Origin of the sequence: Nocardia niwae NBRC 108934 = DSM 45340, assembly GCF_001613465.1 — a bacterium.
Taxonomy (GTDB): domain Bacteria; phylum Actinomycetota; class Actinomycetes; order Mycobacteriales; family Mycobacteriaceae; genus Nocardia; species Nocardia niwae.
The window spans coordinates 49725-73835 of record NZ_BDCK01000023.1 but is presented as its reverse complement, the minus strand read 5'-3'; the positions used below and the strand labels follow the sequence as shown (position 1 = coordinate 73835).

The following is a 24111-nucleotide window of genomic DNA, read 5'->3' as shown; positions in this document are numbered from 1 at the left end:
CCGACCCGCGCGGTTGGCCGCCGCGGCTCGGGGTATCCGACCGTCGGACTCGGCGAAGGCAGGTGATCCGTGCGTACCATATCGACCGACATCCCGGCCAGGCTCGATCGTCTGCCCTGGTCGCGGTGGCACTGGATGATCGTGATCGGGCTGGGATCGGTCTGGATCCTCGACGGGCTCGAAGTGACCGTCGTCGGCAGCGTGGCTGCCCGGCTGTCCCAACCGGGCAGCGGCCTGACCATCACGGCCGCACAGGTTTCCGGAATCGCCGCCGCCATGTACGTCGCGGGCGCGGGCTCCGGCGCGCTCTTCTTCGGTTGGCTGACCGACAGATTCGGCCGGAAGAAACTCTTCTTGATCACCCTCGCGGTGTACCTCTTCGCGACCGCGATGACGGCGCTGTCGTTCTCGATGTGGTGGTTCGTCTTCTTCCGGTTCCTCACCGGGTTCGGCATCGGCGGCGAGTACGCGGCCATCACTTCCGCCATCGACGAACTGATTCCGAAGCACTACCGCGGCCGCATCGACATCGTCATCAACGGCACCTACTGGCTGGGCGCCGTCGGCGGGGCGCTGCTGTCCATCGTCGCGCTGAACACCGATCTCTTCGCGCCGAATGTGGGTTGGCGCTTGACCTTCGCGCTCGGGGCCGTCTTCGGTCTGGTCATCCTGCTGGTGCGCAGGCATGTCCCGGAGAGTCCGCGCTGGCAGTTCATCCATGGCCACGAAGACGACGCGGAACGCACCGTCACCGCGATCGAGCAGCGCGTCCGCGCCGATACGCGCACCGAGTTGGCGGATGTGTCCGATCAGCGAATCCGCATCCGGCAGCGCCGGACCATCTCCTTCCGGGAGATCGCGGCGGTGATGGTGCGGCGCTATCCGCGCCGCGGTGTGCTCGGGTTGTCGCTGTTCATCGGGCAGGCTTTCCTCTACAACGCCATCACGTTCAACTACGCGCTCATTCTGTCCAGGTCGTTCGACATCCCGGACGATCGGGTCGGCTACTACTTCGCGGTGCTGTGTTTCGGCAACTTCCTCGGTCCGCTGTTGCTGGGCAAGCTGTTCGACACGGTCGGGCGCAAACCGATGATCGCGGGCAGCTACCTCGGTTCGGCGGTTCTGTTGCTGTGCACCGCATGGCTGTTCGCGGGCGGTCACCTGACCGCGACGACGCTCACGGCTTGCTGGACCGCGGTGCTGTTCGTCGCCTCGTGCGGCGCAAGCGCGGCCTATCTGACCGTCAGTGAGATCTTCCCGATGGAGACCCGCGCCATGGCCATCGCCTTCTTCTACGCGATCGGGACCGTCGCGGGCGGCGTGGCGGGACCGTTGGTATTCGCCGAGCTGACCGCGGACGGCGATCCCGGAAAGACCGCCCTGGCCTTCGTCATCGGCGCGCTCGCCATGTTCGCTGCCGGGCTGGTCGAAGTGGCCTATGGGGTGCGGGCCGAAGGCCGGTCACTGGAGGAATTGGCCGAGCCGCTCAGCGCGACACCGGAGCCGGGCCGCGTCGAGGCCGGTCAGCCGCCGCCGAGCGGATAGGGGCGGCACTGCGCGGTGTCCTCGGCGGTGCCCCGGCCACAGCCGTAGATCATCACGGGTTCGGCGGTGGTCGAGGGATCCCAGATCTGCTCCACGCTGAGCATGCCCACCCACTTGTCGTGCGCCACCCGGCCCGCGTGGGCGCCCTGACTGACCGAGAAGTCCAGCACACCGCTACTGGACTCGATCACCGGATGCCGAGGCAGATCACGCAGCGCGGCCCACACCGCGGCCGCGCTGATCGGGATCGGCTCGGTCCACACGCCGGAGACGGCCGGAGCCAGCGCTTGCACGGCGCGCACGAACAGGCCCACCGCGTCGTAGGTCAGCGCGACCCGCTCGCCCAGCGGATGCAACTGCACGCGCTCGCCCAGCGGTTTGTCCGCTTCGGCGCAGGCGTTCCAGCTCGGGATGTCCGGATCCACGGTGGTGGCGAGGTTGTAGAACTCGACCCTGCTGCGCCACCCCTGCCCCTTGTTCCGGCAGGTCACCAGGCTCGCTTTGGCCACGTAGACGAGCGGGCGCGCGCTGTTGGCCGCCCTGCGCCGGTCCGCGCTGGCCATGAACCGGTTGACCGAATCGTCCGCGATCAACAGCACCCGCCGGTCGCCGCAGGCCTTGTTGAGGCTCTGCAGGAAGTCGGGGAACTCCGAATCCCGGCCGGCGAAGAACAACACCTCGTCGCACGCGTCGATGTTGTCCGGCGCGGTGAAGGCCTCCCGCGAGTCCCAGGAGCCGTCCCAGATCCGGCGCCCGCCCCGGGCGAGGATATGCAGGTCGGCGGCCATGTTCTCGGTGTAGAGATCGGTCGGGTCGGGCCGGTGGTAGATCCGCACGCCGCGTCCGGCCGACCCGGGAAGCCCGTTCAGGTACTGCTCGATCATGTCGGCGATCGCGGCGTTCGGCGGGGCGATCTGGAAGTACAGCGGCGAGGATTTCACCATCTCGTCGGCCGACAGGCTCGGCGCCACCATCGGAAGCCCGAGGCCGGTCAGCGCGTTGATCATGCCCAGCGTCGCGGTGCGGCTCTGGTCGAGCCCGATCGCCCCGACGATGCCCGGTTCGGCGCGGATGAGCGGCGCCAGCAGATCGACGACCTGCGGACCCTGCAGGTTGGCCGGTCCCGTGTTCGCGAGCAGCAACCGGATCAAGGGGATCGTGTCGGGTGTTCGGGCGGCGGAGAGTGTGACTGCTTCGAGCCCGCTGTACTGCGCCAGTGCCAGGCCCTCGATATCCTCGCTCTGCGCCGGGTAATCGCCCGGGACGCCGGTGAGCTGACCGAAATAGACCAGCGTGAACAGCGGCCGCGCCGGCTGCTCCCGGGCCAGCTGCTCGGCCACCAGATTCTGCTTGTACACCCGCCGCTGCACCTCCACCAGGCGGCGACTGCCCGGCTCGTCGCTCGCGAACAGGAAGCCCCGGCCGCCTGTCGCGGGATCGTCCGGGTCATAGGCGCTGAAACCGACGCAGTTGCCGTCCGCGCCGGGAACGACGCGCACCCAATGGTCGGCCGTGGCGGTCGCGCACGCGGGCGCGTCCGCACGCCACGGTCGCCAGGTCGCGAAGCCGGCCGCGGCCAGTGCCAGCACGACCACCAGGAACAAAGCGGTCGCCGACAACGTCCGCCGCGCCCACCACGGCGGCGGCGGCGCCTCGATGCGGCGGAACGGGTCCGGTTCGTCGTCGTTCGGGCTGGTCGCGGGCACCGCGAACCACAGCTGCCAAGCCCGGTGCCGCTGCCGCTGCCGCGCGACGGGCAGCTCGTCCAGCCAGATCTCGTACAGCCGCCGCACCCGATACGCCGGTCGCGCGGTGACGCCCAGCGGCGGCGTCCGCGTGCCCGCCACCACCAGCAGCGGATCATCCTTGCCGGTCTCGTTGCGGACGTCGTTGATCAGGTCCAGCAGCCGTGGACCGGCTTCGCCGTCGAGAGCGCGCAGGACCGCGACCGGATAGGTGGTGCGCCGCGCCGCGCCGATGCCCCACCAGCGCCGCTGGTAGGCGACTCGCAGATCCTCGAGGAACGCGTGCACCAGCAGCTTGGCCAGTTGTTCGCCGTTCTCGTGACGGCGGGCCCCCTCGGTGAGACGGTGCGCGAATCCGAGGAACTGGCTCGACTGTTCCGGCGCCAGATACTGCTGGCGCATGAACCAGCGAAACTCGCGCCCCACCCCGGGAATCCGGCCGCCGGTGCGCGCCCGGAACACCGCCGTGGGTAGCACGACGCGCAGCAACCCCAGCACGATCCGCTGCACCACGCCCACCGTGGCCTCGGCTTCGCCGAGCAACTCCTCGCCCCATCGGCCGAAATCCCGGCGCAGCAGCGACGCCAGTTCGTCGAGTTCGTTGTCGGAGTTCAGCTTGCGGGCCATCAACCACTCGGCCAGCCGGTAGCGCCGGAACGGCAACGGGCGCAGCCGGCCGAAGCGGTCCGCCGACAATCCTTTGCAGAGGTTGTAGAGCAGCCGGCGCACAACGGTGAGCCCCGGCGTCGCGTCGTCGGCTACGGAACTGCCCGCGGGCAACGGGTCGAGAGCATCGACGTCCACGGCCGCGTGCACGGCGCTGCCGAGTGCCGCGCCGAACATGCCGAGACAGGCCTCGACATTCGTCAGATCGCCACACAGGACCACCATCGGCAGCGCCCGCTCCCCCCGCGGCGGCCGTCGTACCAACCAGCGCAGCAGATCCTCGAGCACATCGACTCCCCGAAAGGAGACAGCTCTGGTGCCGGACATGACGCCCCCGTGTCCTCCGCCGAATGTGACCACCCATTCAAGCAGACGCCAAACCCTTTGACAGACAGGCCGCTTGGCTGGAGAAAGCGGAACAGATCGCGGCGACCGGTCATCCGGCACGGCGCGCGAGCCCGATCCGCCGGAGATCACGGTCGGGGCGGGGCGTCATCTCCCCTGCAGTTCAGCGGAACGGGAAATGAGTCTTCGATTTCGCTCGGCTCGAAGTATGTTTCGCGCATGCGTCCGGCGAATTTCCGGCGCGCCTCTTCGGTGTTCGAGCCACGGCAAGCCATTCACGTCGTCGTCGCGTATACGAGTGTCATCGGCTCCGCGTGAAAGTACTTTTGCACGTGCGTTTGAGCGCGACGCCGTGAGAACGCAAATTTACGGCGCCACCGTCACGACCCCATGGCAGGGCCGCGCACGGCATCGGAGTCCATCCGTCCGGCCTTCACGCAGGGCCGGACGACTCCGCCGGTTCGCTCAGTTGTGCCGCGGGTCGGCGGTCGAGGCGTGGGGCCGGGTGATCCGGCGATGAGCCATGACCTCGGCCCACCAGCCGCTGAGCGGGCTGGGGTCGGGCCACACGATCCGATCTCGTTCTTCGTCGTCTGCGACGGGCGCTTCGGGCTTCTCGATCACGATGACATTCCTCTGCGCTGGTGCACGTAGCCGTACACATACTTGCGGAGAGCCCTCGTGTTCGTGCGCACCGGTAGTTCCGCGACAGAGCGCGTCGAAACGGCTGAACATCGAGCAGCGCGGGTTCCTCGCCCCTTTTATCGGACGACCGCGCTGTCGGTCCGATACCTCCAACATTTACCACAGCCGCCATGAAACAAACCGATCTTTTCGGTTCACGATCCGGACACCAACCGGTCGCTTGGTAACATTTGTTGCCGCTGAACAGTGCAAATAGCGGCTCGACCGGCTTTCTTACACGAAACCGAAAAAGGGCACAGTGGCATAACGCAGCGGAACCGGACACCCCCAGACGAACGCCACACGGACCGGCCGGGTCGTCCTGCCTGCGGATCCGGCTGCCCGGACCGAGGCCGAGCCACGCCTGCTCATCGGTTGCCGAGGCCGCCATGACATCAGGATCGGCGGCCGGTACCGCTCGGCAATGCGAGCATGGCCACGATGCCGCCAGGGAGAGCCGTCGCCGAATAGGAGACAGTGCCCGATCCTCCAAACCCTCTCGGCCACAATCGATATGACCGATCCGGCGCGGCCGCGGACCACCCGCGCGAAGTTTTGCGCCCGACTGATTCGGCTCGAGCCACCCGGGTACCCGCCGATTATGGTTCGCCGAGCCGTAGCCATTGGCGCACACGACGGAGTCACCCGGGCGCCCACGCCCACGGACCGGGTGGCGCCCGATGGTTGCCGAAGACCATCGGCGCGGACGTCCATGGCCGACGAAACCAGGTGATACCGATGGCCGACCTCCGCCGGATAATCCGAAAGCACGGCCCCTTCGCCACGGTGTGCTTCGACAGTTCGCAGAACACCGAAGACGCGGCGCGGGAAAACGAGCTGCGTTGGCACTCGATCGACACCGAACTGGACCGCAGTGGTGCGCGCCCGCGCATCCGGCGACTGCTGGCCCAGGCGATCGCGCTGCACCCGCCGCCCCGGGGACGCTGCGGCAGGCTGCTCATCGCCGACGAGACCGAGGTGCTCGCGGACGAACGCTTGCCGCACCCGCCCGCCACCCGGACCGTCCGGGTCTCACCTCTGCCCTACCTGCTGCCGCTCCTGGAAGCGCAAGCGGAGAAGGTGCCGCACGTCGTCGCGCTCGTGGACCGGGTGGGCTCGGAGCTCTACTCACTCGACGGCCACGGCAGCGAAGCGCGGGAAGCCCTGCGCAGTCCCGGCCCTCCCGCGCAGCCGATCCGGCAGGACGACTGGTCGCATCGCACGCTGCGGCAGCGAGTCGAAGACACCACGCGGCGCAACATCCGCGAGTTCGCCGACGAGCTGGACCGGCTGGCCGAGACCGTGGGCGCGGAGGTCGTCGTGCTCGCCGGAGAAGCGCGAGCTCGTTCGGAGTTGCGCGCGGCGTTCGACGCGAAGGGCCGCGACGTCGTCGAAGCCGAAACGGGTTCGCTGATACCGGGTTCGGACCCGAAGGCGCTCGACGCGGAGATCCGCGAGATCCTGCATCGGGTGGTGGTGCAGCGCCACCGCCGGACGCTCGACCGCTTCGCCACCGAGATCCGGCTGCCGGACGGACTGGCGGTGGCCGGACTGGCCGCGACCACGACCGCGTTGCGCACCGCCGCCGTGGAGCGACTGCTGCTCGACCCCGGCGCGCTGGGCGACCGCCTCGTGCTGGCCGGGACCGCGCCCAACCCGCTGCTCGGTCCGGCCGCGAACGGCTCGGCCGGAGAGATGCGCCGCGCCGACGAAGCTCTGCCGGTGGCAGCCCTGGCGATCGGGGCCGAGGTGATGCTGGTGGAGGCCGTGGCCGCCCTGCGCGACGGGGTCGGCGCCGTGCTGCGCGACCGCTAGGACCGAGGCGCGGCGGACCTCACGACTTGGGCACGCGCTCGTGCAGCGTGAGCAGCATGTGGTCGAAGGCCGTCTGCACCGCAGGCGGAGCCGGCGCCAGACCTTCGAGTTCGGCGATGAGCTGGGCGGCGAGGTCGCGCAATTTGACGTTGGTGTCCTGCGAACGCCACTGCAGGACATGGAACGCCTGGTCGGCGTTGATCCGGTAGACCCGCATCAATACGCCTTTGGCCTGCTCGATCAGCGCGCGCGCCTCGAACAGTCGCGGCAGCGTGCCGTCCAGCAGATCCTGGCGTTCCTCGGCGATGGTCGAGGTCAGGTCGACGTAGTAGCCCGCTGTGCCGACCACGGTGCCGTCCTTGTCGGTCATGGTGTCACCCAGCACGAGGACGTGGTGCGGCACGCCGGCGGTGTCGATGATGCGGTGGCGGCTGCAGAAGGGTTCGGCGTTGCGGACCGACTTCTCGATCGCCTCGGCGACGTGATCCCGGTCCTCCGGATGCTTGTGCGCGAGGAGCAGTTCGGTCGTCGGCGTCACCGTGTCGGGCGCGTAGCCGTGCATCGCGGCGACCTCGTCCGACCACTCCCACCGCTGATCGGCGAACCAGAACCGGAAGCTTCCGGTGGCCTGCGGCGTCCCGGCGCCGACCACCCGCGCCACCGTTCCCTCGGCCGTGTCCACGATTCGGTCGCCCGATTCGTCCATCGCGTCGGTATGCTCCTGCCTGCAGCGTCGTCTCGTATATACCGTCGGTAGATGCAGCCTTCCAGACCGCGCTCACCTGCGGTGACGACATCATTTTAGGCCGGTCGAAGCGAGTTTCCGGAGGGGCCGGGCGGACTCCGGGCCGCCGTCTTCCCTTCGGTCGTCATACCGGACCACTGGTTCGCGAACGGCCGATGACAGCGGGGAGCGCACCTGTCTTCTATGCGGTGCACCGGAGCCGCATCCGGGTTGGCGGAAAGGGTTCGCGCCGGCCCCCCAGGCTCCGGACAGCCGGTTTCCGGTACGCCGAACGGAGACGGACGGCCGCCGTGTCCGCGCGGGTGCGGATAGTCTTGGGTATGTGCCGGGGCAGGTGGAGTCTGCCCCGGCACACCCGTGCCGAGCGTTACTCAGCGTGCGCCAGAGCGACCCGCTGTTTCTCGGTATCGATATCGAGAACGCGCACCGTCAGAGTGGCACCGATTTGCGGCTCGGTGGACCACTCGGTTCTGTGCAGCAGCCCGTGCACGCCCGGAGCGACCTCCAAGAACGCGCCGAACGGCGCGATGTGCACGACGGGAGCCTCCAGCACGGAGCCTTGCGTGTGCGCAGCGACGAACTCCGGCCAGCCGCGTTGCGGCGATGATTCCGAAGGGGACATGTGTTCACCTCCTTCCGATGTCCCTGTAGTTCATGGGATTTCGCGAAGAAGGCGGGCGGGCCCCTGGCCCGCCGGATGATCACAGCGCGGCCGGGTAACCGTTCTGTGCGCGGCGTGTCGCCGACCCGGCAGTCATGGCCACGACCTTAACCCAGCTTGTCACGACGGAGCAAGCCCCGGCATTCGGGATAGAGCGAAAAGCTCAGTCCGACGCGATTTTTCGCAGCGCCGCGCCCGGCGCGCCGCCGAGACGGGCGGTGGGTGGTGCGGGCGCCTTACGGCCGAGTTCCCGCAGCGCTTCCACGCCGAGGCCCCCGACACCCCATGCCGCACGGAGCAGGACAGCGGGACGCAGCGCCGTGGCCGGGCCGTCCAGCAGCCCGGCTACTCGCGCTATCCTGCCCGCCACCGCCGCGTCCCGCGCGCCGACCGCCATGGCCAGCCGCGCCAGCGCGCCGAGCGCCGAAGTGCGCAGGCGGTTTTCGGCATCCACGTGCGGCATCGCCGAGTCGAACAGCTTCGTGATCGTCCATGGGTCGTCGATCACCGCGGCGGCGGCGCGGAAGAAGCGACCGGCCAGATCGTGGTCGCCTTCGGCGAGAACGCGGCGCAGTTGCACGGCTTGCAGCGCGGAGACCGTCATGCCCTGGCCGAACGCGGGACTGAAACTGCACACCGCGTCGCCGAGAACCAGCAACCCCAGCGGAAACCGGGACATCCGCTCGTAGCGGCGGCGCTGGTTGGCCCGGTACCGATACGTGCGGACCGCGGTGAGCGGCTCGGCCTCCAGCAGCGCCGCGTGCACATCCGGAGGCGCCACCGAGGCGGCGAACCGCCAGAAGTCATCGGAATCGGTGGGCGGGTGGTCTGTGCCGTAGCCGATCAGGGTGAGGATGTGCATACCGTGCTCCACGGCGAACAGCGCCAATCCCCGGGCTGGATCCTGATTCGCGATCACGATCTCCTTGTCGCGCACGGCGCGAGCCGGAATGCGCACGTAACGGCTGGCGTACATCATGTCGATCCGCACCCCTTCCTCGGCCGGGCGTTCGTAACCCAGCTCGGCGAGCCAGCGATCGAGCGGTCCGTGCCGCCCCAGGCAGCTCACGACCAGATCGGCGCGCACCTCTCGGGGCTCGGTCGTGCCGTCCGGCATGATCCGCACACCCCGCACCCGTCTTCCACTCTTGTCGGCGAGTAGTTCCAGGACTGTGTTGCGGTCGGCCACCTGCACATTCGGCAGCGCTCGGACCCGGGTGCGCACGCGCCACTCCAGCAACGGGCGGCTGGCTTGCAGCAGCGAGTAGCCCCCGTCGGACCGGCGAAGGGTGTGCCCCGCGACGGTCATCCGCATCTCCGTCAACGATCGGCAGGTCACGGCGCCGTCGGTCAGCAGCTCGTCCGTGATGCCGGGAAACAGTTCCTCGAGGATCTGTTTGCCGCGCGCGAGCAGGGCATGCACATGCCTGCCCTGGGGCACGCCGCGGCGGTCGCCCGGGGCCGACAGGTCGTCGCGCTCGATCAGCGTGACCTTCTCGAAGCTGTCGCTGAGCACTCGCGCGGCGAGGAGCCCGCCCATGCTCGCTCCGAGCACCACGGCGTGCCCGCGGTCGGTGTGCTCTGCGGTCTCCGCCATCGCTGCCTCCGGACTCCTCGCCAGATCTCCCGTGGCACGCCTCGCCCGCGCGGTGGAGCCAGGTCAAGCTGTGAGATTTTTCGATAGATTAGTCTCAGTAGTCGACGGTCGGCAACCCGGAACGCCGCCGCACCTAGTACAAAGAGCCATGACTTCCTCCACCCGGTCGTCGGAAACGCTGCTCGACGCGGCGGTAGCACTGATCGCCGAGAGCGGCCTCGACGACCTCACGCTCAGCGCGGTGGCCGAGCGCGCAGGCGTCTCCCGCGCCACGGCTTACCGCGAGTTCGGCGACAAGGACGGCCTCGTCTCCGCGGTGGGGCGCAACGAGATCGGACGGATGGTCGCGGCCGCTTACCGCGAGGTCGACGTCTTCGCGCCTGCCGCGGAGGTGGCCCGCTCCGCCACCCTCTTCGCCCTGCGCTACCTGCGCGAACATGCCGCCTTCGGCTACCTCCGCAGCCAGGAGCCCGCGCGCCTGCTCGACGTCGCGATCACGCACGGCGGCTCGCGGCTGAATCTGGTCGAAACCGTCGCCGCTATCGCGGCGCCGCTGATCGCGGCGCGTGACGACGCGACGCTCGCGCTGTCACCGGTGCAGGCGGCCGAGGTCGTGGTTCGCGCCGTCCTCTCGCACGCACTGATCCAGCGCAGCGCTCTGACGGACGAGCAGATCGCCGATACGGTCGCCCGCGCCGTCACCCGGCTTCCGGACGCCCGGTAGGCACGATCTCGCGCCAACTGAGACCAATATCGAAAATGATCTCACAAATATTCTTGTCGAACCCGAGTCCGAGCCCGCTGCGGCAGGCCGATCGGCGGCCGCGCCGAACCGCCTGCGCCGACCGCACCGAAACGAGCGACGCCACACCTGATCCGGGCCTCTGCTCACGGGCACGCGTCAGCGCTCACGCTCGGCCCAGAACCCGCAGTCGTGCCGTGCGGCGAAATCGTCGATCATGAAACTGCCACTCGCCCGCATGATCAACGCGGGACCGTCGGGGCCCGGTCCCGCCGATTCCGGCCAGGCCGACCACTGCGGCGAGCCCGCAGCGTTCGGGTCGCCGGTATGGGCGAAGGTGGTCCACCAGCGTTGCATCTGCGTGGCGAACGCGGCGGACGCACCGGTCCATGGGATCGGCACGCCCATGAGACCGGAGAACAGATACGGAAGTTCGGCGGAGTGGAAGGCGCCGGGCAGGACGGGGTTCGCGGCGCCGAACGGGGCTTGGTCGAATTCGTACTGCCACAGCGGATGCCCGGCATCGCGAGCGGCGCGGCTGGTGAACAGTGCGGGGCAGGCGAAAAGGCCGTCGGTGACCACCGCGGTCTGGGCGGCAGCCGCCGAGGGGTACCGATCGAGTGGATATCGGGCGAGGACCCGATCGGCGTAGCCGCCGAAGGATTGGCGCACGTAACGTTCGTAGCTCGCCGCGTCCGGAACGTGGCCGCGGGCGTAGTCGGATTCGGCGACGAACAGCGCTCCTTCCGCACTGTTGTTTCCGACGATGAGCGGTCGCTTCCTGGGATCCCCCGCCAGGGCCGCGCCGAGCGTGCGGGTGATGACGACGCCGTCGATGCTGGGCACCCAGATGGGTGTCGGCCCGTCGAATCGGACGCTCGGCGAGTCCAGCAGCGTCGCTTCGGGCAGCGCGCGCAGGCAGGCCAATCGCGTTGCGGCATCGGCGCATCCGACGCTGTCCGCATAGCGCTGCGAACGCTCGAAGGCGTCGTCGCGATCGCCGGGGACGAGAGGTGATTGTGCGCACGAGCCGCTTTGGACGATCGCTTTGGCATACAGATCGTCGGAGCCCGGTGCGGCGAAGTGGGTGCAGACGCTCCCGCCGCCTGCCGACTCTCCGAAGATCGTGACATTGCCCGGATCGCCGCCGAACGCGGGGGCGTTGTCGCGCACCCACCGCAGTGCGGCTTGCTGGTCCTGGATGCCGACCGTCCCGGTGGCGCCGCCCGACTCGGCCGCCAGTTCGGGAAGCGACATGAAGCCGAACGGTCCGAGGCGGTAGTTCGGGACGGCCACGATGACGTCGCCGTCGGCCACCATTCCGGTGGGCGCGTCGTATTGGCTGTTGGAGCCGGTGACGTAGCCGCCGCCGTGGAAGAACACCATGACGGGCAGCGGCCGGGCGGGTATGCGGTCCGGCGCGTACACGTCGATGGTCAGGCAGTCCTCGCTGGTGGGTCCGGTCGGCGGCAGACCCGGGAGGTATCCGTTCTGCGGACACTGCGGCCCGTGATCGCGCGCGGGACGTACGCCGGGCCAGGACGGAACGGGACGCGGCGCGCTGAACCGCGCTGCGCCGCCGGTGGGCGCGGCGAAGGGCACGCCCAGGTATTCGGCTACCCCGCCGGCGGCGCGGCCGGAGATCACGCCGCCGGTCACGGCCGCCTCCAGGGGGGCCGACGCCACCGCGGGCGCCGGAGTGCCCGCGAACCACGAAGCGGTGACGACCGTCAGAGCGATCACGGTTCGCACGATCGAACGAATCATGGCTGCCCCATACCTCCGATGCGGTCGCTACGGTCGGCGGCAAGGCATCCGGCCTCGTCCGCCGCGGTAGCCCGATCGGTTCGGCGTCGCGGTGTGGTCGCGGGCCGGAAACCGACCGGCCGGACGCGACAGGAGCCGAATCGTCGCTGGAACCCTCACCCGGCAGAGCACACGCCCACGACATCCGTCGACTCCTCACCGACTCCGTCGATGACATCCGAACCCTGGCCCGGACAGCGGACACCGCGCACCCGCCCTCATCGTCCGCCCCGCCTCGACAGGTCGCCGCTACCCGACTGATCAGGCGCGATGGCAACCCGGCTGATGCTACAGCGGTCCGGTGCGCGTCATGGTCCACGACGCAGCTGTTCCGATCGGCGACGACCGGACCGGGCGTCAGCTCTCGGCGAGCATCGCCAGCTCCTCGGTGAGGATCTTGATCGTCTCGCGGATCTGATCCTCGGTATGGCAGGCGGTGACGAAGAACCGCAGGCGCGCGAGGTCCTCCGGCACCGCCGGGTACAGGATCGGGTTGACGTTGACGCCGCGGCGCAGCAGGGCGTTCGACAGTTTCAGTGTCTTCAGCGAGTCGCCCACGATGCACGGGATGATCGGTGTGTCGTGGCTGTCGCCCGTGTCGATGCCCGCTTCCCGGGCCAGTCGCAGGAACAGCCGGGAATTGCGGCGCAGACGTTCCAGCAGTTCGCCCTCGGCCCGCAGCTGCCGGATGGCCGCGGCCGAGGCGGCGGCGTTCATCGGCGTCATGCCGACGCTGTAGACGAAGCCCGGCGTCGTGTACTTCAGGTAGCGGATCAGCTCCGCGCTGCCCGCGACGTATCCGCCGCACCCGGCGAGCGCCTTCGACGTCGTCCCGGACCACAATTCGACATCGCCGCGATCGACGCCGAAGTGCTCGCCGATGCCGCCGCCGCCCGCGCCGAGCACGCCGACGCTGTGCGCCTCGTCGATCATCAACAGCGCCTTGTGCTTCTTCTTGACCGCGATGATCGCGGGCAGATCCGGGATGTCGCCGTCCTGGCTGTAGACGCCCTCGATCAGGATCAGCACCCGCCGGTACTGGTGGCGGATCTCGGTGAGCAGTTCGTCGAGGGCGGCGTGATCGTTGTGCGGGAACGGACGCCGGGTCGCGCCCGACAGTTTGCAGCCCTGCATGATGCTGTCGTGGGCGAGGCTGTCGTGGATCACGAGGTCCTCCGGCCCCACCAGGTGTCCGATGATCGTGACGTTCGTGGAGTGGCCGCCGACCAGCGCGATGGCGTCCTCGGTACCGAGCAGGGCCGCGAGTTCGGCCTCGAGCTCGCGGTGCACCGGCTTCTCGCCGGAGAGGATCCGGCTGGCCGAGCACGAGCTGCCGTAGCGGGCCACCGCGTCCTGCACGGCGGCGACGACCGCCGGATGGCCGGACAGTCCCAGGTAGTTGTAGCTCGAGAAGTTGATCGCGGGCGCACCGTCGACCACGGAGGTGTCCCGCGTGATGCCGTCGTTGATCAAGAAGTAGGGGTTGTGCAGGCCGAGCGCTTCGACGGCGGAGAACCGCTCGGCGATCGCCTTCACCTCCGCGAAGTCCGAGATCCGGTACTCCGGCTCGACGGCCGCGCGCCCCGGCTCGGGCGCTTCGGCAGGCATGGGTTCGGCTTGCCGCGCAGCCGGCGCGCCCATCTGGGGCGTGACGTAGGCGATGACGTCACCGAGCGTCGTGGTGGACGTGAACCGGGTCGGGTCGATGGTCGCCGCGGGCAGCTTGCGCACGAGCGCGGCGATCAGATCGGTCAGCATGAGCGAGTCGAATCCCAGGTCGTCGCCGAGGGTCTGGGCATCGCGGAGCCGATCGGCCGGGAACCCGCTCACTCTGGCGAACTCGGCGCGGACGACACCCGCGACGGCTTCCGGGTCGACCGGCAGGTCCGTGCTGGTGGTCCGTGGTGCGACCGCGGGCGCTGCGCCACCCGTTGCCTGCGGGACGAGCTCGGCGGACGGCGCGCCCACCAGGCTCGCCAGTACGGCGTTCTGTTCCCGGAAGAGTGCGATCAACTGGTCCATGGAGGTTTCCTCGGGTGCTGCGGCAGGTGTCGGCGTAGTGCTCGGTTCGAGCCAGAAGCGCTGTTCGGTGGAGAATTCGTAGCCGGGCAGCCGGTGACGGACGCGCTGCGCGGGTTCGTAGAGCCGGTCCCAGTCGGGATCGAGGCCGTCGCGATACAGCGCCGCGACGGTGCGGGCGAACTCGTCGCCGGTCGCGCCCGGCCCCGGGCTGGGCGCCAGGCAGCGCGCCGCGAGATCCGGGCGGGCGCGGCCGACCAACCCGGTGAGGACCCGGCGCGGCCCGATCTCGATGACATGACTGGGCTCGGTGGCGAGCGCGGCTTCGACGGCCTCGCCGAACCGAACGGTGGCGCGGACGTGCTCGGTCCAGTACGCGGCGTCCATCGGCTCGTTCGCCTCGAGCAGGCGTCCGCGCACGGTCGAATAGACGGGCAGAGCCGGTGCGCGGTAAGAGCACTCGCTGGCGACGGCCTCGAACCGCTCCAGCATGGGTTCCATCAGCGGGCTGTGGAAGGCGTGGGAGACCGTGAGCGCCTTCGCGCCCACGCCCCGCGTCGCGAGCGCCTCCCGCACGCGGTCGATCGCCCGGGCGGCGCCGGACAGCACGATCTCCTTCGGTCCGTTGATCGCGGCGATCGCGACCTCGGACCGGTCGGCGAGCAAGCCTGCGACTTCCGCCGCGTCCGCCCGCACGGCGAGCATCGCGCCGCCGGCGGGCAACTGCCGCATCAACTCGCCTCGTGCGACGACGAGCCGGCAGGCGTCGGCCAGGTCGAACACGCCCGCCACCGCCGCGGCGGCGAACTCGCCGATGCTGTGCCCGAGTACCCAGGCGGGACGAACGCCGAGGTCGGCGAGCGACTTCGCTACCGCGTACTGCATCGCGAAGATCGCCGGTTGCGCCAGTTCGGTGCGGTCGATCTCGATGTGCTCGTCGAGCATCAGCTCGCGCACCGAGCGACCGAGCGGGGCCCGCATGGCCTGGTCGACCAGGTCCAGAGCACGGTGGAACAACGGGACGGCCGCGTCCAGCGCGCGCGCCATGCCGGCGAATTGGGATCCCTGCCCGGTGAACATCCAGCCGACCCCGAGCGGGCGCACCAGTCCGGTTTCCGCGCCGTCGCGCAACCGCGCGATCGCGGCGTCACGATCGGCGGCGACGAGGGCGAGCCGGGCGCGACCGGACGACTTGACGCGGTTGCTCGTCCAGCAGAGTTGCGCGAACCGGTCCGGCGAGGCGGCGGCCAAAGCATCGGCGAGGCGATGAGCGTTGCGCCGCAACCCTTCCGCGTCGTTCGCCGAAACCGTCAGCACTCCCCCACCGGACGCCGCGGGCATCTCGGCGGCGGGGGCGCTGCCCAGCACGACATGGGCGTTCGTGCCGCCGATGCCGAAACTGCTGACTCCGCCGTAGCCGGGACCCGCCAGCGGCATGGGCTCGGTGAGCAACCGCAGACCCTGCTGCGTCATCCGCAGCCGCGGGTTCTCCTGGTCGGCGAACCGGGACGGCGGTACGACACCGTGCCGCAGGCTGAGGGCGACCTTGATCAGGCCCGCCACTCCCGCGGCGCCCTCGGTGTGGCCGAGATTGCCCTTGATCGAACCGATGCCGCACGGGCGCACGCGGTCGCGGCCGTGCAGCTGTCCCAGCGCCTTGACCTCGATCATGTCCCCGAGCACCGTGCCGGTGCCGTGCGCCTCGAGGAAATCCACCTGCCCGGGCCGCACCCCGGCGCGCTCGCACGCCTCACCGATCACCTGCTGCTGCGCCCACCGGTTCGGCGCCGTGATGCCGTTGCTGCGCCCGTCGGAATTCACCGCGCTGCCCTTGATCACCGCGTAGATCGGCAGGCCCGCCTTCTGGGCGTCGGCGAGCCGCCGCAGCACGAGCACCGCCACACCCTCGCCGCGCACGATCCCGTCGGCGCTGCCGCTGAACGGCTTGCACCGCGCGTCCGGCGCGGACAGACCCGCCTGCGTGTAGAAGACCCCGACGGCGGGGGTGAGCACGAGGTTGACCCCACCGGCGACCGCTTGGTCGCACTCCCCGGAAGCCAGTGCGCCGCAGGCCAGATGGACCGCGACCAGCGACGACGAGCAGGCCGTGTCGACCGCGACACTCGGTCCCTTGAGATCGAACTGGTAGGACAGCCGGTTGGCGGTCATGAAGTATCCGTTGCCGGAGCCGTGCTGCGGTGTGATCGCGGCGTAGTCGTTCATCTGCAGGTTGGCCCATTCGTTGGCCATCACGCCGACGAAAACGCCGGTGCGCGAACCGGCCTCGCCGCGCGGGTCGAGGGTGGCGTCTTCGAAAGCCCGCCAGGTGGCCTGCAGCAGCAGCCGCTGTTGCGGATCCATCGCCTCGGCTTCCCGCGGGGCGATACCGAAGAATTCCGCGTCGAACGCGTCCGCGTCGTCGAGGAAGCCACCGCTGCGGGTGTTGATGGTGCCGGGGGCACCGGCCGGGTCGTGGAAGTCGGCGGCGTTCCAGCGGCTCGGCGGGACCTCGGAGATCGCGTCACCTCCGTCGAGCAGCAGCCGCCACAATGCGGCCGGATCGGGCGCTTGGGGGAATCGGCAATCGATGCCGACGATGGCGATGTCGGTCATGCGGCCAGGGTGAATTCGTCGGCGATGTACGCGGCGATATCGGCGATGGTGGGGTACTCGAAGACCAGCACCGGGTCGACCTCGAGCGACCAGCGGTCCTCGATCTCGCCGCACAGGCTCACCGCCGAGACGGAGTCCAAGCCCTGCTCGGCGAGCGGGACCACCGGATCCACCTGCTGGGGTAGCCGTTCGGTGTAGTCCGCCACGCGCTCGACGAGCCACTCCTGGATCGTGGCCGGACGAATAATGGTAGTGCTGAACATGTTTCGGCTCCTCGGGCTGGTACGGGTCGATCAGGCGGTCAAGGATCGGCTCAGCGCCGGTTCGAGATCCTCGTGCAGGACACCCACGACGCGGTCCTGGAGAAACGCCTCCCGCATCGAGTTGCGCTGGACCTTGCCGCTGGTGGTGCGGTGCACCGACCGGGGTGGAACGAGAACGACGTTCGGCGCGGGCACGTCGAACCGGCGGGTTACCGCGATCTTGATCGCGGAGGCGAGTTCGGCGAGCGTGGCGTCGCCTTGCAGCACCGTCTTGACACCCTGCAGCACCACAAGTCGTTCCCGGCCGCCCGCGTCGACGGATACGGCGACGCCGGCACTGTCGGCGAACGCCGGATGCAGCCCGCCCACCAGCTCCTCGACGTCCTGGGGATAGACGTTGCGGCCGTTGATGATCAACAGGTCCTTGAGGCGACCCGCGACGAACAGCTCGTCGTTCCGCAGCAGACCGAGATCACCGGTGCGCAGGAAAGGCCCCTCGGCGCCGAGGTGAGCGCCGAAGGTTTCGCGGGTCTCGTCGGGACGATTCCAGTAGCCCGCGGCGACGCTGTCGCCACGAATCCAGATCTCGCCGACGGTGTTGTCCGCCAGTTCTCGCCGCGTGTGCGGGCAGACGATGCGGATGTCGAGACCACGGGCCGCGGGTCCACAGCCGACGAGCCGAGCATCGCGTCCCACGTCGAGATAGACGGGCGCCGAGGGTGTCGATGCGGCACTGGCGAGCAGTGTCACCTCGGCCAGGCCGTAGGCGGGCCGAAACGTCGTCGGCCGCCAACCCGCGGGCGCGAACCGCTCCAGCACGGCCGTCATGGTCCGCTCGCGGACCGGCTCGGCGCCGCTGAGTGCGATCTCGAGAGTGCTGAGATCGAGATCGGCCACCTGCTCGTCGGTCACCCGGCGCGCGATGAGGTCGTAGGCGAAATTCGGTGCGCCGGTGAACGTGGCGCGGTACTCGTCGATGGCCCGCAGCCAGCGCACCGGACGCTTGAGGAACGTCGTCGGCGCCATGAGCACCAGGTTCGCACCGGCGTATACCGCCCCGAGGAGCATGCCGATCAGGCCCATGTCGTGGAAGTGCGGAATCCAACCGACCCCGGTGTCGCCGTCGTTCATCCCGCCCGCGGCGATGGCCGCCTCGTTGTGCAGGAGATTGCCGTGCGTCACGACCACCCCTTTCGGGGTGCCGGTCGATCCCGACGTGTACTGCAGGAACGCGACCGTGCCCGAGTCGATGTCGGGCATCTGCCACGCGTCGGGGTCACCGAGGCCATCGTCGGTGGCGACCACGGCTACGGAGGTGGCTTCCGCGACAAGCGGCTGGAACTGCGCTGTGGTGAGTACCAATCGGGCGCCGGAATCCGCGATCACACTCGCCACCCGCCGGGCGCTGCCCGCATCGTGCGGCACAGGCGCGGGGACGGCGACGACCCCGGCGTACAGGCAACCGAGAAACACTCGCAGGAAGGTCAGTCCGTCGTGGTAGAGCAGTACGACCGGCTCGGCCGATTCCGGGCGCGCCGCCAGCCAGGCCGCGGCGGCTCTGGCGTCGCGGTCGAGCTCGCGGTAGGTGACGACTTCCTCGCTGAGCCCTCGTCCGGCTTCACGAAGGTAGGTGTAGGACCTGGTCTCCCCGTAGTGAAAAATTTGCTGCCTTACGTGGTGAACGAAAGTCGGCTGCATCTCGTGGTTCCTCGGTAGGGCTCGGCTTCGGCGTCGGCTACTACTCTCCGACGTCCATGACCGCGGTACCAGAGACCTCAGGGACCGTCCGGCAAACCCCGGGGTGGGCACAGACCCACCCTGGGGTCGGTGGTCGTCCGGCGGGCCGCCATCCGATAGCTGTGAATCTGCTGCACCCTCCCCCGTCACGCGCTCGCACGCCGAAAGCGGACCGGCGAACATTATTTGCTTAGCGCAAGCAATCACTATATAGTTGCATAGCGCAAGCAACTTATCTCGTGTGGAGGGGACATGGCAGTCTCACCCGATACGGCTCAGAGCCTGATCAAAGAGCTCTATCTGATGGGCCGGGCGATCCGTGTCGCGCTCGCACACCCGGAGGAAGGCCACCTGCTCCCGGGTGGCATCGGGGTGCTGGGCACCCTCGAGTCCAAAGGCCCGTGCAGGCAGGTAGACCTCGCCGTAGACCTGTGCATCAGCGCGAGCGCACTGAGCAGGCACGTCACCGAACTCGTCGGCGCGGGCTACATCAGCAGGCACGCCGATCCCACCGACGGGCGAGCCACCCTCATCCGGGTGACGGACGAGGGCCGCGATCTGCTCTACCGCGTTCGCGGTTCACGGGCGCGGGGCCTGCAGGACGTCCTCGCGGACTGGAGCGAAGACGACGCCGAGGCAGCCTGCGCAGCCGTGCAGAAGCTCCGCAACGCACTGACCGCGCACGCGCAGAGCAGCGCCGTGCACGCGCACCAGCCGGTTTCGAAAGAGAGTCAGGAAGTAGATGTCTAGTTCAGTCGAGTCGGTGACGCGACGCGACCCGTACGCGATGACCCACCGCGAAGTACTGGAAGCGATGACCGGGCTGCTCGCGGCCTTGTTCACCGCGTTGCTCAGCACGACGATCGTCGCGACCGCGCTGCCGACCATCATCGGCGACCTGCAGGGATCGCAGACCGCCTACGCGTGGGTCATCACCTCGGCGCTGCTGGCGAACGCGGCCTCCACGCCGATCTGGGGCAAATTCGCCGACCTGTTCAACAAGAAGGCGCTGGTCCAGTCGGCCATCGTCATCTTCGTCGCCGGCTCGGTGATCGCGGGCTTCGCGGGCAACGTCCCGTTGCTACTGGTCGCGCGCGTCATCCAGGGCATCGGCATGGGCGGCTTGACCGCGCTCGTCGTCGCGATCATCGGCTCCATCGTCGCGCCGCGGGAGCGCGGGCGCTACTCCGGATACATGGGCGCCGTCATGGCGGTCTCGATGTCCGGCGGCCCCGTGCTCGGCGGTGTCATCGTCGACAGCCCGCTGGGCTGGCGCTGGTGCTTCTTCGTGTGCGTGCCGCTGGCCGTCATCGCGCTGGTGCTCCTGCAGCGGACGCTGCGGCTGCCCACCGACCGCAAGGAGGGCGTGTCGATCGACTGGCTCGGCGCCGCGCTGCTGACCGGCGGCGTCTCGGTGCTGCTCATCTGGGTGTCGTTCGCCGGGAAGGCCGGCTACTACGAGTGGATGTCGCGGGAATCGGCGATCTATGTCGGTTCCGGTGTGCTGCTGCTGCTCGCGACCGTGTGGGTGGAGTCGCGGGCCAAGTCGCCGATCATCCCGCTGCCGATCGTCACCGAACGCACCACCGGCCTGGCGATCATCGCCTCCATCTCGGTCGGCGTCGGCATGTTCGGCGCGACCACCTTCCTGGGCCAGTACTTCCAGACCGCGCGCGGCTACTCCCCGACCGCGGCGGGCGTACTGACCATCCCGCTGGTCGCGGGCATGCTGATCGCCTCGGTCGGCTCCGGCCAGCTGATCACCCGGCGCGGCAAGTGGAAGGGTTTCGTGGTCGCCGGAGCGGCGCTGCTGGTGGCCGGATTCGCGCTGCTGTCGACCATCGATCACGCGACGAGCCTGTGGCTGGTCGGCGGGTACATCACGGTCGTCGGCTTCGGCGTCGGCATGATGATGCAGAACCTGGTCTTGGCCGTGCAGAACACCGTGAGCGTGCACAACATCGGCGCGGCGTCGAGCAGTGTCGCCTTCTTCCGCACCTTCGGCGGCGCGATCGGGGTCTCGGTGCTGGGTTCGGTGCTGGCCACCCGGGTGGGCGAACTGTCGGCGGAGGGGTTCGCCAGGCTCGGTATCCAGACCAGATCCTCCGGCGGCAGCAACCTGGATCTCGACGCTCTGCCCGCGCCCATCGCGACCATCGTGCGCGCCGCGTACGGCGACGCGACCGGGCGGATCTTCCTCATCGCCGCGGCCGCGACGGTCGTCGCGCTCATCGCGGCGGCGCTGCTGCCGAACCGGCCGTTGCGCCGCACGATCGACATCGATCCGGCCCTCGACCCGATGCAGGCCGACGCCGGTGCGGCGGTCCCGGCCGAGGCCGCGAGCACAAGGCGAACGGACGGCGCCAAACAACCGGCTCTGCTCGACTGAGCCACCCCCCACGCGCAGAGCCCCGAGAAGTCTCGGGGCTCTGCCCGTTCCGAGGGAGCGACGACGAGATCAGTACCGCGGACGCTCCCCCGAGCGCAGAGCCACGGTCGTCGCCGAGGTCAGGGCGACGGCCAGGCAGCGCAACTCGCCGGGGATCAGCACCGATCGAATCGCACCCTGGAAACACTCGAGCACCGCGCCGTCGGGCCACCGCACGTCGTAGCGGTACCAGCACCGGCCCGCGCCGCCGGCGCGCTGGACGTCGCGCTCGACCCGGACGGCCAGTTCGCTGAGCGCGGCGCGGACCTGACTCGGCGCGCCGGTGCTGGCGATCTTCCACCACGGCCGGTTGAAGTAGCCTGGCTCGGAGATCTCGACCAGGTAGAGCAACGGCATCCCCACGGCGTCGGAGGCGGTCATACCGCTCAGAGTGCCGCAAATCGGACTGGACAGATGGGTGAAACGCCGGAGGTGTATCAAGGCGATACCGAGGTCCCGGCCCCGGGCGTTCACGGCTCCAGGCGGTCCAGAAGCCAGGTCGGACCCACCGTCTCCGCTCCCGCAGCCGCCACGCGATCACGCAGTCCCCGGTCGGCCGTCACCACCGTGACCGGACGCCTGCTACGCTCCGCCCCCGCCGCGACCACCAGGGCAACGATCGCGTCGTCCCCCGACCCGTCCGCGCGCACCACGCGCACGCCGCCGGACTCCGGATCCCCCGCGGCGACCGCGGCCTTCGCCGCGCCCTCCAGCACCACGACCACTTCGGCCGGTTCCGCCAGACGCGCGCGCAGCCCGGCCATCCGTTCGAGCAGCCGCCGGGCGGCGCCGGCGCGGTCCCGCCACCACCCGTCGGGCCGCGAACCGACGACATTCGCGGCGTCCACCACGATCAGCCGAACCTCGCCCGCCGCCACCGCCTCAGTCTCCGCCCACCGTGAGCACCGCACCGGCCGCGGGCTCGGCAGCGGCGGCCCTGGCCGCCCGCACGGCGGCGAGCGCGTTCAGCCTGCCGTACCCGTAACGGTCGCTGTGCCCGTCGGCCCCGTAGGCGCCGCCCTGCGGGTCGATCTTGTCGCACGCGCCTCGCAGCAGGTTCTTCACCGCTTCCCAGGTCAGATCCGGGTTCACCGACAGCATGAGGGCCACCACGCCGGCCGCGCCGGGGCAGGAGCTGGAGGTGCCGCCGAAGTCGTTGGTGTAGTCACCCGCCGCGTCACCCGCCGCCACCGTGCCGGGGTTGTAGCCGCCGGCTCCGTGCCGATCCACCGTCCAGATCCCGGGCGTCAGGGCGTCGGGATGACCGAAGGGCCGGTGCCCGAAGTCACTGCTGGGGAACGCGCACCACACTGCCTTGCCGAAATCGCTGTAGACGCTGCGTTTGCCGGTGTCGTTGCACGCCGCGACCGCGATCACCTTCGCGAAACCGGCGTAGCCGTCGTTGTCGACGGATTCGTTGCCGTTGCCCGCCGCGAACAACACCACGCAGCCCTTGCCGCCGCGTCCGGTGGTGACGGCGTGTTCGATCGCCAGCCTGGTGCTCGCGGGCAGCGCCACGACGCGGTTGTGCACCGGATCGTCGGGCTGGAACCACTTGCCGTCGGCCGGGCCCCAGCTGCACGAGATGACGTCGGCTCCGTGCTCGGTGGCCCAGTGGAAGGCATCCGCCTCGGCCTGCGAACCGAGCCCTGAGGCGAGCCGGATCGGCATCAGCGCCGCTTCCGGCGCCACCCCCGACGCCCCGGCCGTGCCGTTGGCGCACGCGACGCCGGCACACGCGGTGCCGTGGTTGTCGCCGTTGTCGGGGCCGGTGCCGAAGGTGTCCTTGGGGCGCGGATCGCCGGTCTTCGCCGTGACATCGCGGGGCGCGACGATCTTGGCGGCGCCGGCGAATTCGGGATGGTCGATGTCGACGCCGTCGTCGATGACGGCGATCGTCACACCGGCCCCTCGAGTGACCGCGTGCGCGGCTTCCACCGCCGCGTGCGCGTCGATCACCACGCCGCCGATGGTGGTCTTCTTCAGATGCCACTGCTGGGGGAAGATCGTCTTCCTGGCCCGGTGCCGGATCAGTTCCGGATGGCAGTACTCGACGTCCTCGCGCGCCAGCAGCGAGGCGGCGATGTCGAAGACCCGCTGGCCGGTGCCCTCGGGCGCCGCCGCGAAATAGGCATTGGCCGCATAGGAAACCGCCCGCCGCACGGTCAGATCCGCCGCGGTCAGGATGGCGAGGCACTGCTCGTGATCGAGACTGTCGACGAACTTCACGAAGATGTTCTCCGTATACAGCACCGGCTCCCCGGTGGCAGGGTCCACCAGCACATGCCCGGCGAACCGCACCTCCGGCGCGGCGTCGAGCGACGACTTGCGTTCGGCCACCGATCGCGAACCCGCGGGGAGCCGGTAGACCTCGACCCCCGCCTCCGGGTAGGCCTGCACCAGTGTCGCGTCGTCGAGTTCACCGCTGAGCGGCGTGCGCACCGATCCCGACTGCCGCCGGATCCCGCGGCCGCTGTGCGTGCGCACCGCGATCAGATCGGGACTCTGCTGCAACTCGAAGCCGGGATCGTCCTTCGTACCGAAATTCGCGGTTGGCACCATGATCTCCTTCGCCGTGGGGACCCGAGCACCAACTATGAACCACCTTCCGGCATCCGCGAAAACATCCCTGCCACTACGGCCGCCGGGCGCGTCTTCGAAAGCGACCAGCGGCCGGGTGTTCTCGCCGGGGATTCGGAT

At 69.5% G+C, this 24111-nt stretch carries 17 protein-coding genes; 5 read left to right on the top strand and 12 right to left on the bottom strand.

The window, feature by feature from the left end:
• Positions 1 to 69: 69 nt before the first annotated feature.
• Positions 70 to 1545: an MFS transporter gene (locus NNI01S_RS15255; protein WP_084488807.1), complete on the top strand. Its 1476-nt coding sequence runs from the start codon at positions 70 to 72 to the stop codon at positions 1543 to 1545.
• Here the strand turns inward: NNI01S_RS15255 and NNI01S_RS15250 are convergent.
• Both NNI01S_RS15250 and NNI01S_RS34525 read right to left on the bottom strand, forming a co-directional pair.
• Positions 1524 to 4244, bottom strand: coding sequence for a hypothetical protein (locus NNI01S_RS15250; RefSeq protein ID WP_063020767.1), 2721 nt, complete (start codon positions 4242 to 4244; stop codon positions 1524 to 1526). The two genes, NNI01S_RS15255 and NNI01S_RS15250, sit on opposite strands and share 22 nt — an antisense overlap.
• A gap of 522 nt (positions 4245 to 4766) precedes the next feature.
• Positions 4767 to 4925, bottom strand: coding sequence for a hypothetical protein (locus NNI01S_RS34525; protein WP_157114807.1), 159 nt, complete (start codon positions 4923 to 4925; stop codon positions 4767 to 4769).
• A 798-nt stretch (positions 4926 to 5723) separates the two neighbouring features.
• On the opposite strand from NNI01S_RS34525, the gene NNI01S_RS15245 reads away from it, so the two are divergent.
• Complete coding sequence (locus tag NNI01S_RS15245; RefSeq protein ID WP_063020766.1) at positions 5724 to 6800, top strand: baeRF2 domain-containing protein; 1077 nt, start codon at positions 5724 to 5726, stop codon at positions 6798 to 6800.
• A 19-nt stretch (positions 6801 to 6819) separates the two neighbouring features.
• On the opposite strand, the gene NNI01S_RS15240 is transcribed toward NNI01S_RS15245, so the two are convergent.
• The 3 genes from NNI01S_RS15240 to NNI01S_RS15230 form a co-directional block, all read right to left on the bottom strand.
• A complete protein-coding gene (locus NNI01S_RS15240; RefSeq protein WP_063020765.1) occupies positions 6820 to 7506 on the bottom strand; it encodes a PAS and ANTAR domain-containing protein in 687 nt (228 codons plus the stop codon).
• 406 nt (positions 7507 to 7912) lie between these two features.
• Positions 7913 to 8167, bottom strand: coding sequence for a S1 RNA-binding domain-containing protein (locus tag NNI01S_RS15235; RefSeq protein ID WP_063020764.1), 255 nt, complete (start codon positions 8165 to 8167; stop codon positions 7913 to 7915).
• Between the two features lie 202 nt (positions 8168 to 8369).
• Positions 8370 to 9803 carry an FAD-dependent oxidoreductase gene (locus NNI01S_RS15230; RefSeq protein WP_063020763.1) on the bottom strand — a complete coding sequence of 478 codons (1434 nt, stop codon included), beginning with the start codon at positions 9801 to 9803 and terminating at the stop codon, positions 8370 to 8372.
• A gap of 148 nt (positions 9804 to 9951) precedes the next feature.
• Here NNI01S_RS15230 and NNI01S_RS15225 point away from each other — a divergent pair, with 148 nt between their 5' ends.
• Positions 9952 to 10527: a TetR/AcrR family transcriptional regulator gene (locus NNI01S_RS15225; RefSeq protein WP_063020762.1), complete on the top strand. Its 576-nt coding sequence runs from the start codon at positions 9952 to 9954 to the stop codon at positions 10525 to 10527.
• A 177-nt stretch (positions 10528 to 10704) separates the two neighbouring features.
• Here the strand turns inward: NNI01S_RS15225 and NNI01S_RS15220 are convergent, their stop codons facing one another.
• The 4 genes from NNI01S_RS15220 to NNI01S_RS15205 all read right to left on the bottom strand — a co-directional run bounded on the left by NNI01S_RS15220 (position 10705) and on the right by NNI01S_RS15205 (position 18944).
• Complete coding sequence (locus NNI01S_RS15220) at positions 10705 to 12288, bottom strand: carboxylesterase/lipase family protein (RefSeq protein ID WP_169812975.1); 1584 nt, start codon at positions 12286 to 12288, stop codon at positions 10705 to 10707.
• A 420-nt stretch (positions 12289 to 12708) separates the two neighbouring features.
• Positions 12709 to 16983, bottom strand: coding sequence for a type I polyketide synthase (locus NNI01S_RS15215; protein ID WP_063020760.1), 4275 nt, complete (start codon positions 16981 to 16983; stop codon positions 12709 to 12711).
• Positions 16980 to 17246, bottom strand: a complete 267-nt coding sequence (locus NNI01S_RS15210) for an acyl carrier protein (RefSeq protein WP_063020759.1) — start codon at positions 17244 to 17246, stop codon at positions 16980 to 16982. Before NNI01S_RS15210 ends, NNI01S_RS15215 begins: the two co-directional genes overlap by 4 nt.
• Before the next feature lie 30 nt (positions 17247 to 17276).
• Entirely contained in the window at positions 17277 to 18944 is a 1668-nt protein-coding gene (locus NNI01S_RS15205) for a fatty acyl-AMP ligase (RefSeq protein WP_063020758.1), read from the bottom strand.
• Between the two features lie 291 nt (positions 18945 to 19235).
• On the opposite strand from NNI01S_RS15205, the gene NNI01S_RS15200 reads away from it, so the two are divergent.
• Complete coding sequence (locus tag NNI01S_RS15200) at positions 19236 to 19733, top strand: MarR family winged helix-turn-helix transcriptional regulator (protein WP_063020757.1); 498 nt, start codon at positions 19236 to 19238, stop codon at positions 19731 to 19733.
• Positions 19726 to 21372, top strand: a complete 1647-nt coding sequence (locus NNI01S_RS15195; protein ID WP_063020756.1) for an MDR family MFS transporter — start codon at positions 19726 to 19728, stop codon at positions 21370 to 21372. Before NNI01S_RS15200 ends, NNI01S_RS15195 begins: the two co-directional genes overlap by 8 nt.
• 69 nt (positions 21373 to 21441) lie before the next feature.
• On the opposite strand, the gene NNI01S_RS15190 is transcribed toward NNI01S_RS15195, so the two are convergent.
• The 3 genes from NNI01S_RS15190 to NNI01S_RS15180 form a co-directional block, all read right to left on the bottom strand.
• Positions 21442 to 21792: a hypothetical protein gene (locus NNI01S_RS15190; protein WP_063020755.1), complete on the bottom strand. Its 351-nt coding sequence runs from the start codon at positions 21790 to 21792 to the stop codon at positions 21442 to 21444.
• Positions 21793 to 21881: 89 nt separating this feature from the next.
• On the bottom strand, positions 21882 to 22289 hold the full coding sequence (locus NNI01S_RS15185; RefSeq protein ID WP_063020754.1) for a PIN domain-containing protein: 408 nt from the start codon (positions 22287 to 22289) through the stop codon (positions 21882 to 21884).
• A gap of 4 nt (positions 22290 to 22293) precedes the next feature.
• Positions 22294 to 23973 carry a S8 family peptidase gene (locus tag NNI01S_RS15180; RefSeq protein WP_063020753.1) on the bottom strand — a complete coding sequence of 560 codons (1680 nt, stop codon included), beginning with the start codon at positions 23971 to 23973 and terminating at the stop codon, positions 22294 to 22296.
• Between the last annotated feature and the right edge of the window lie 138 nt (positions 23974 to 24111).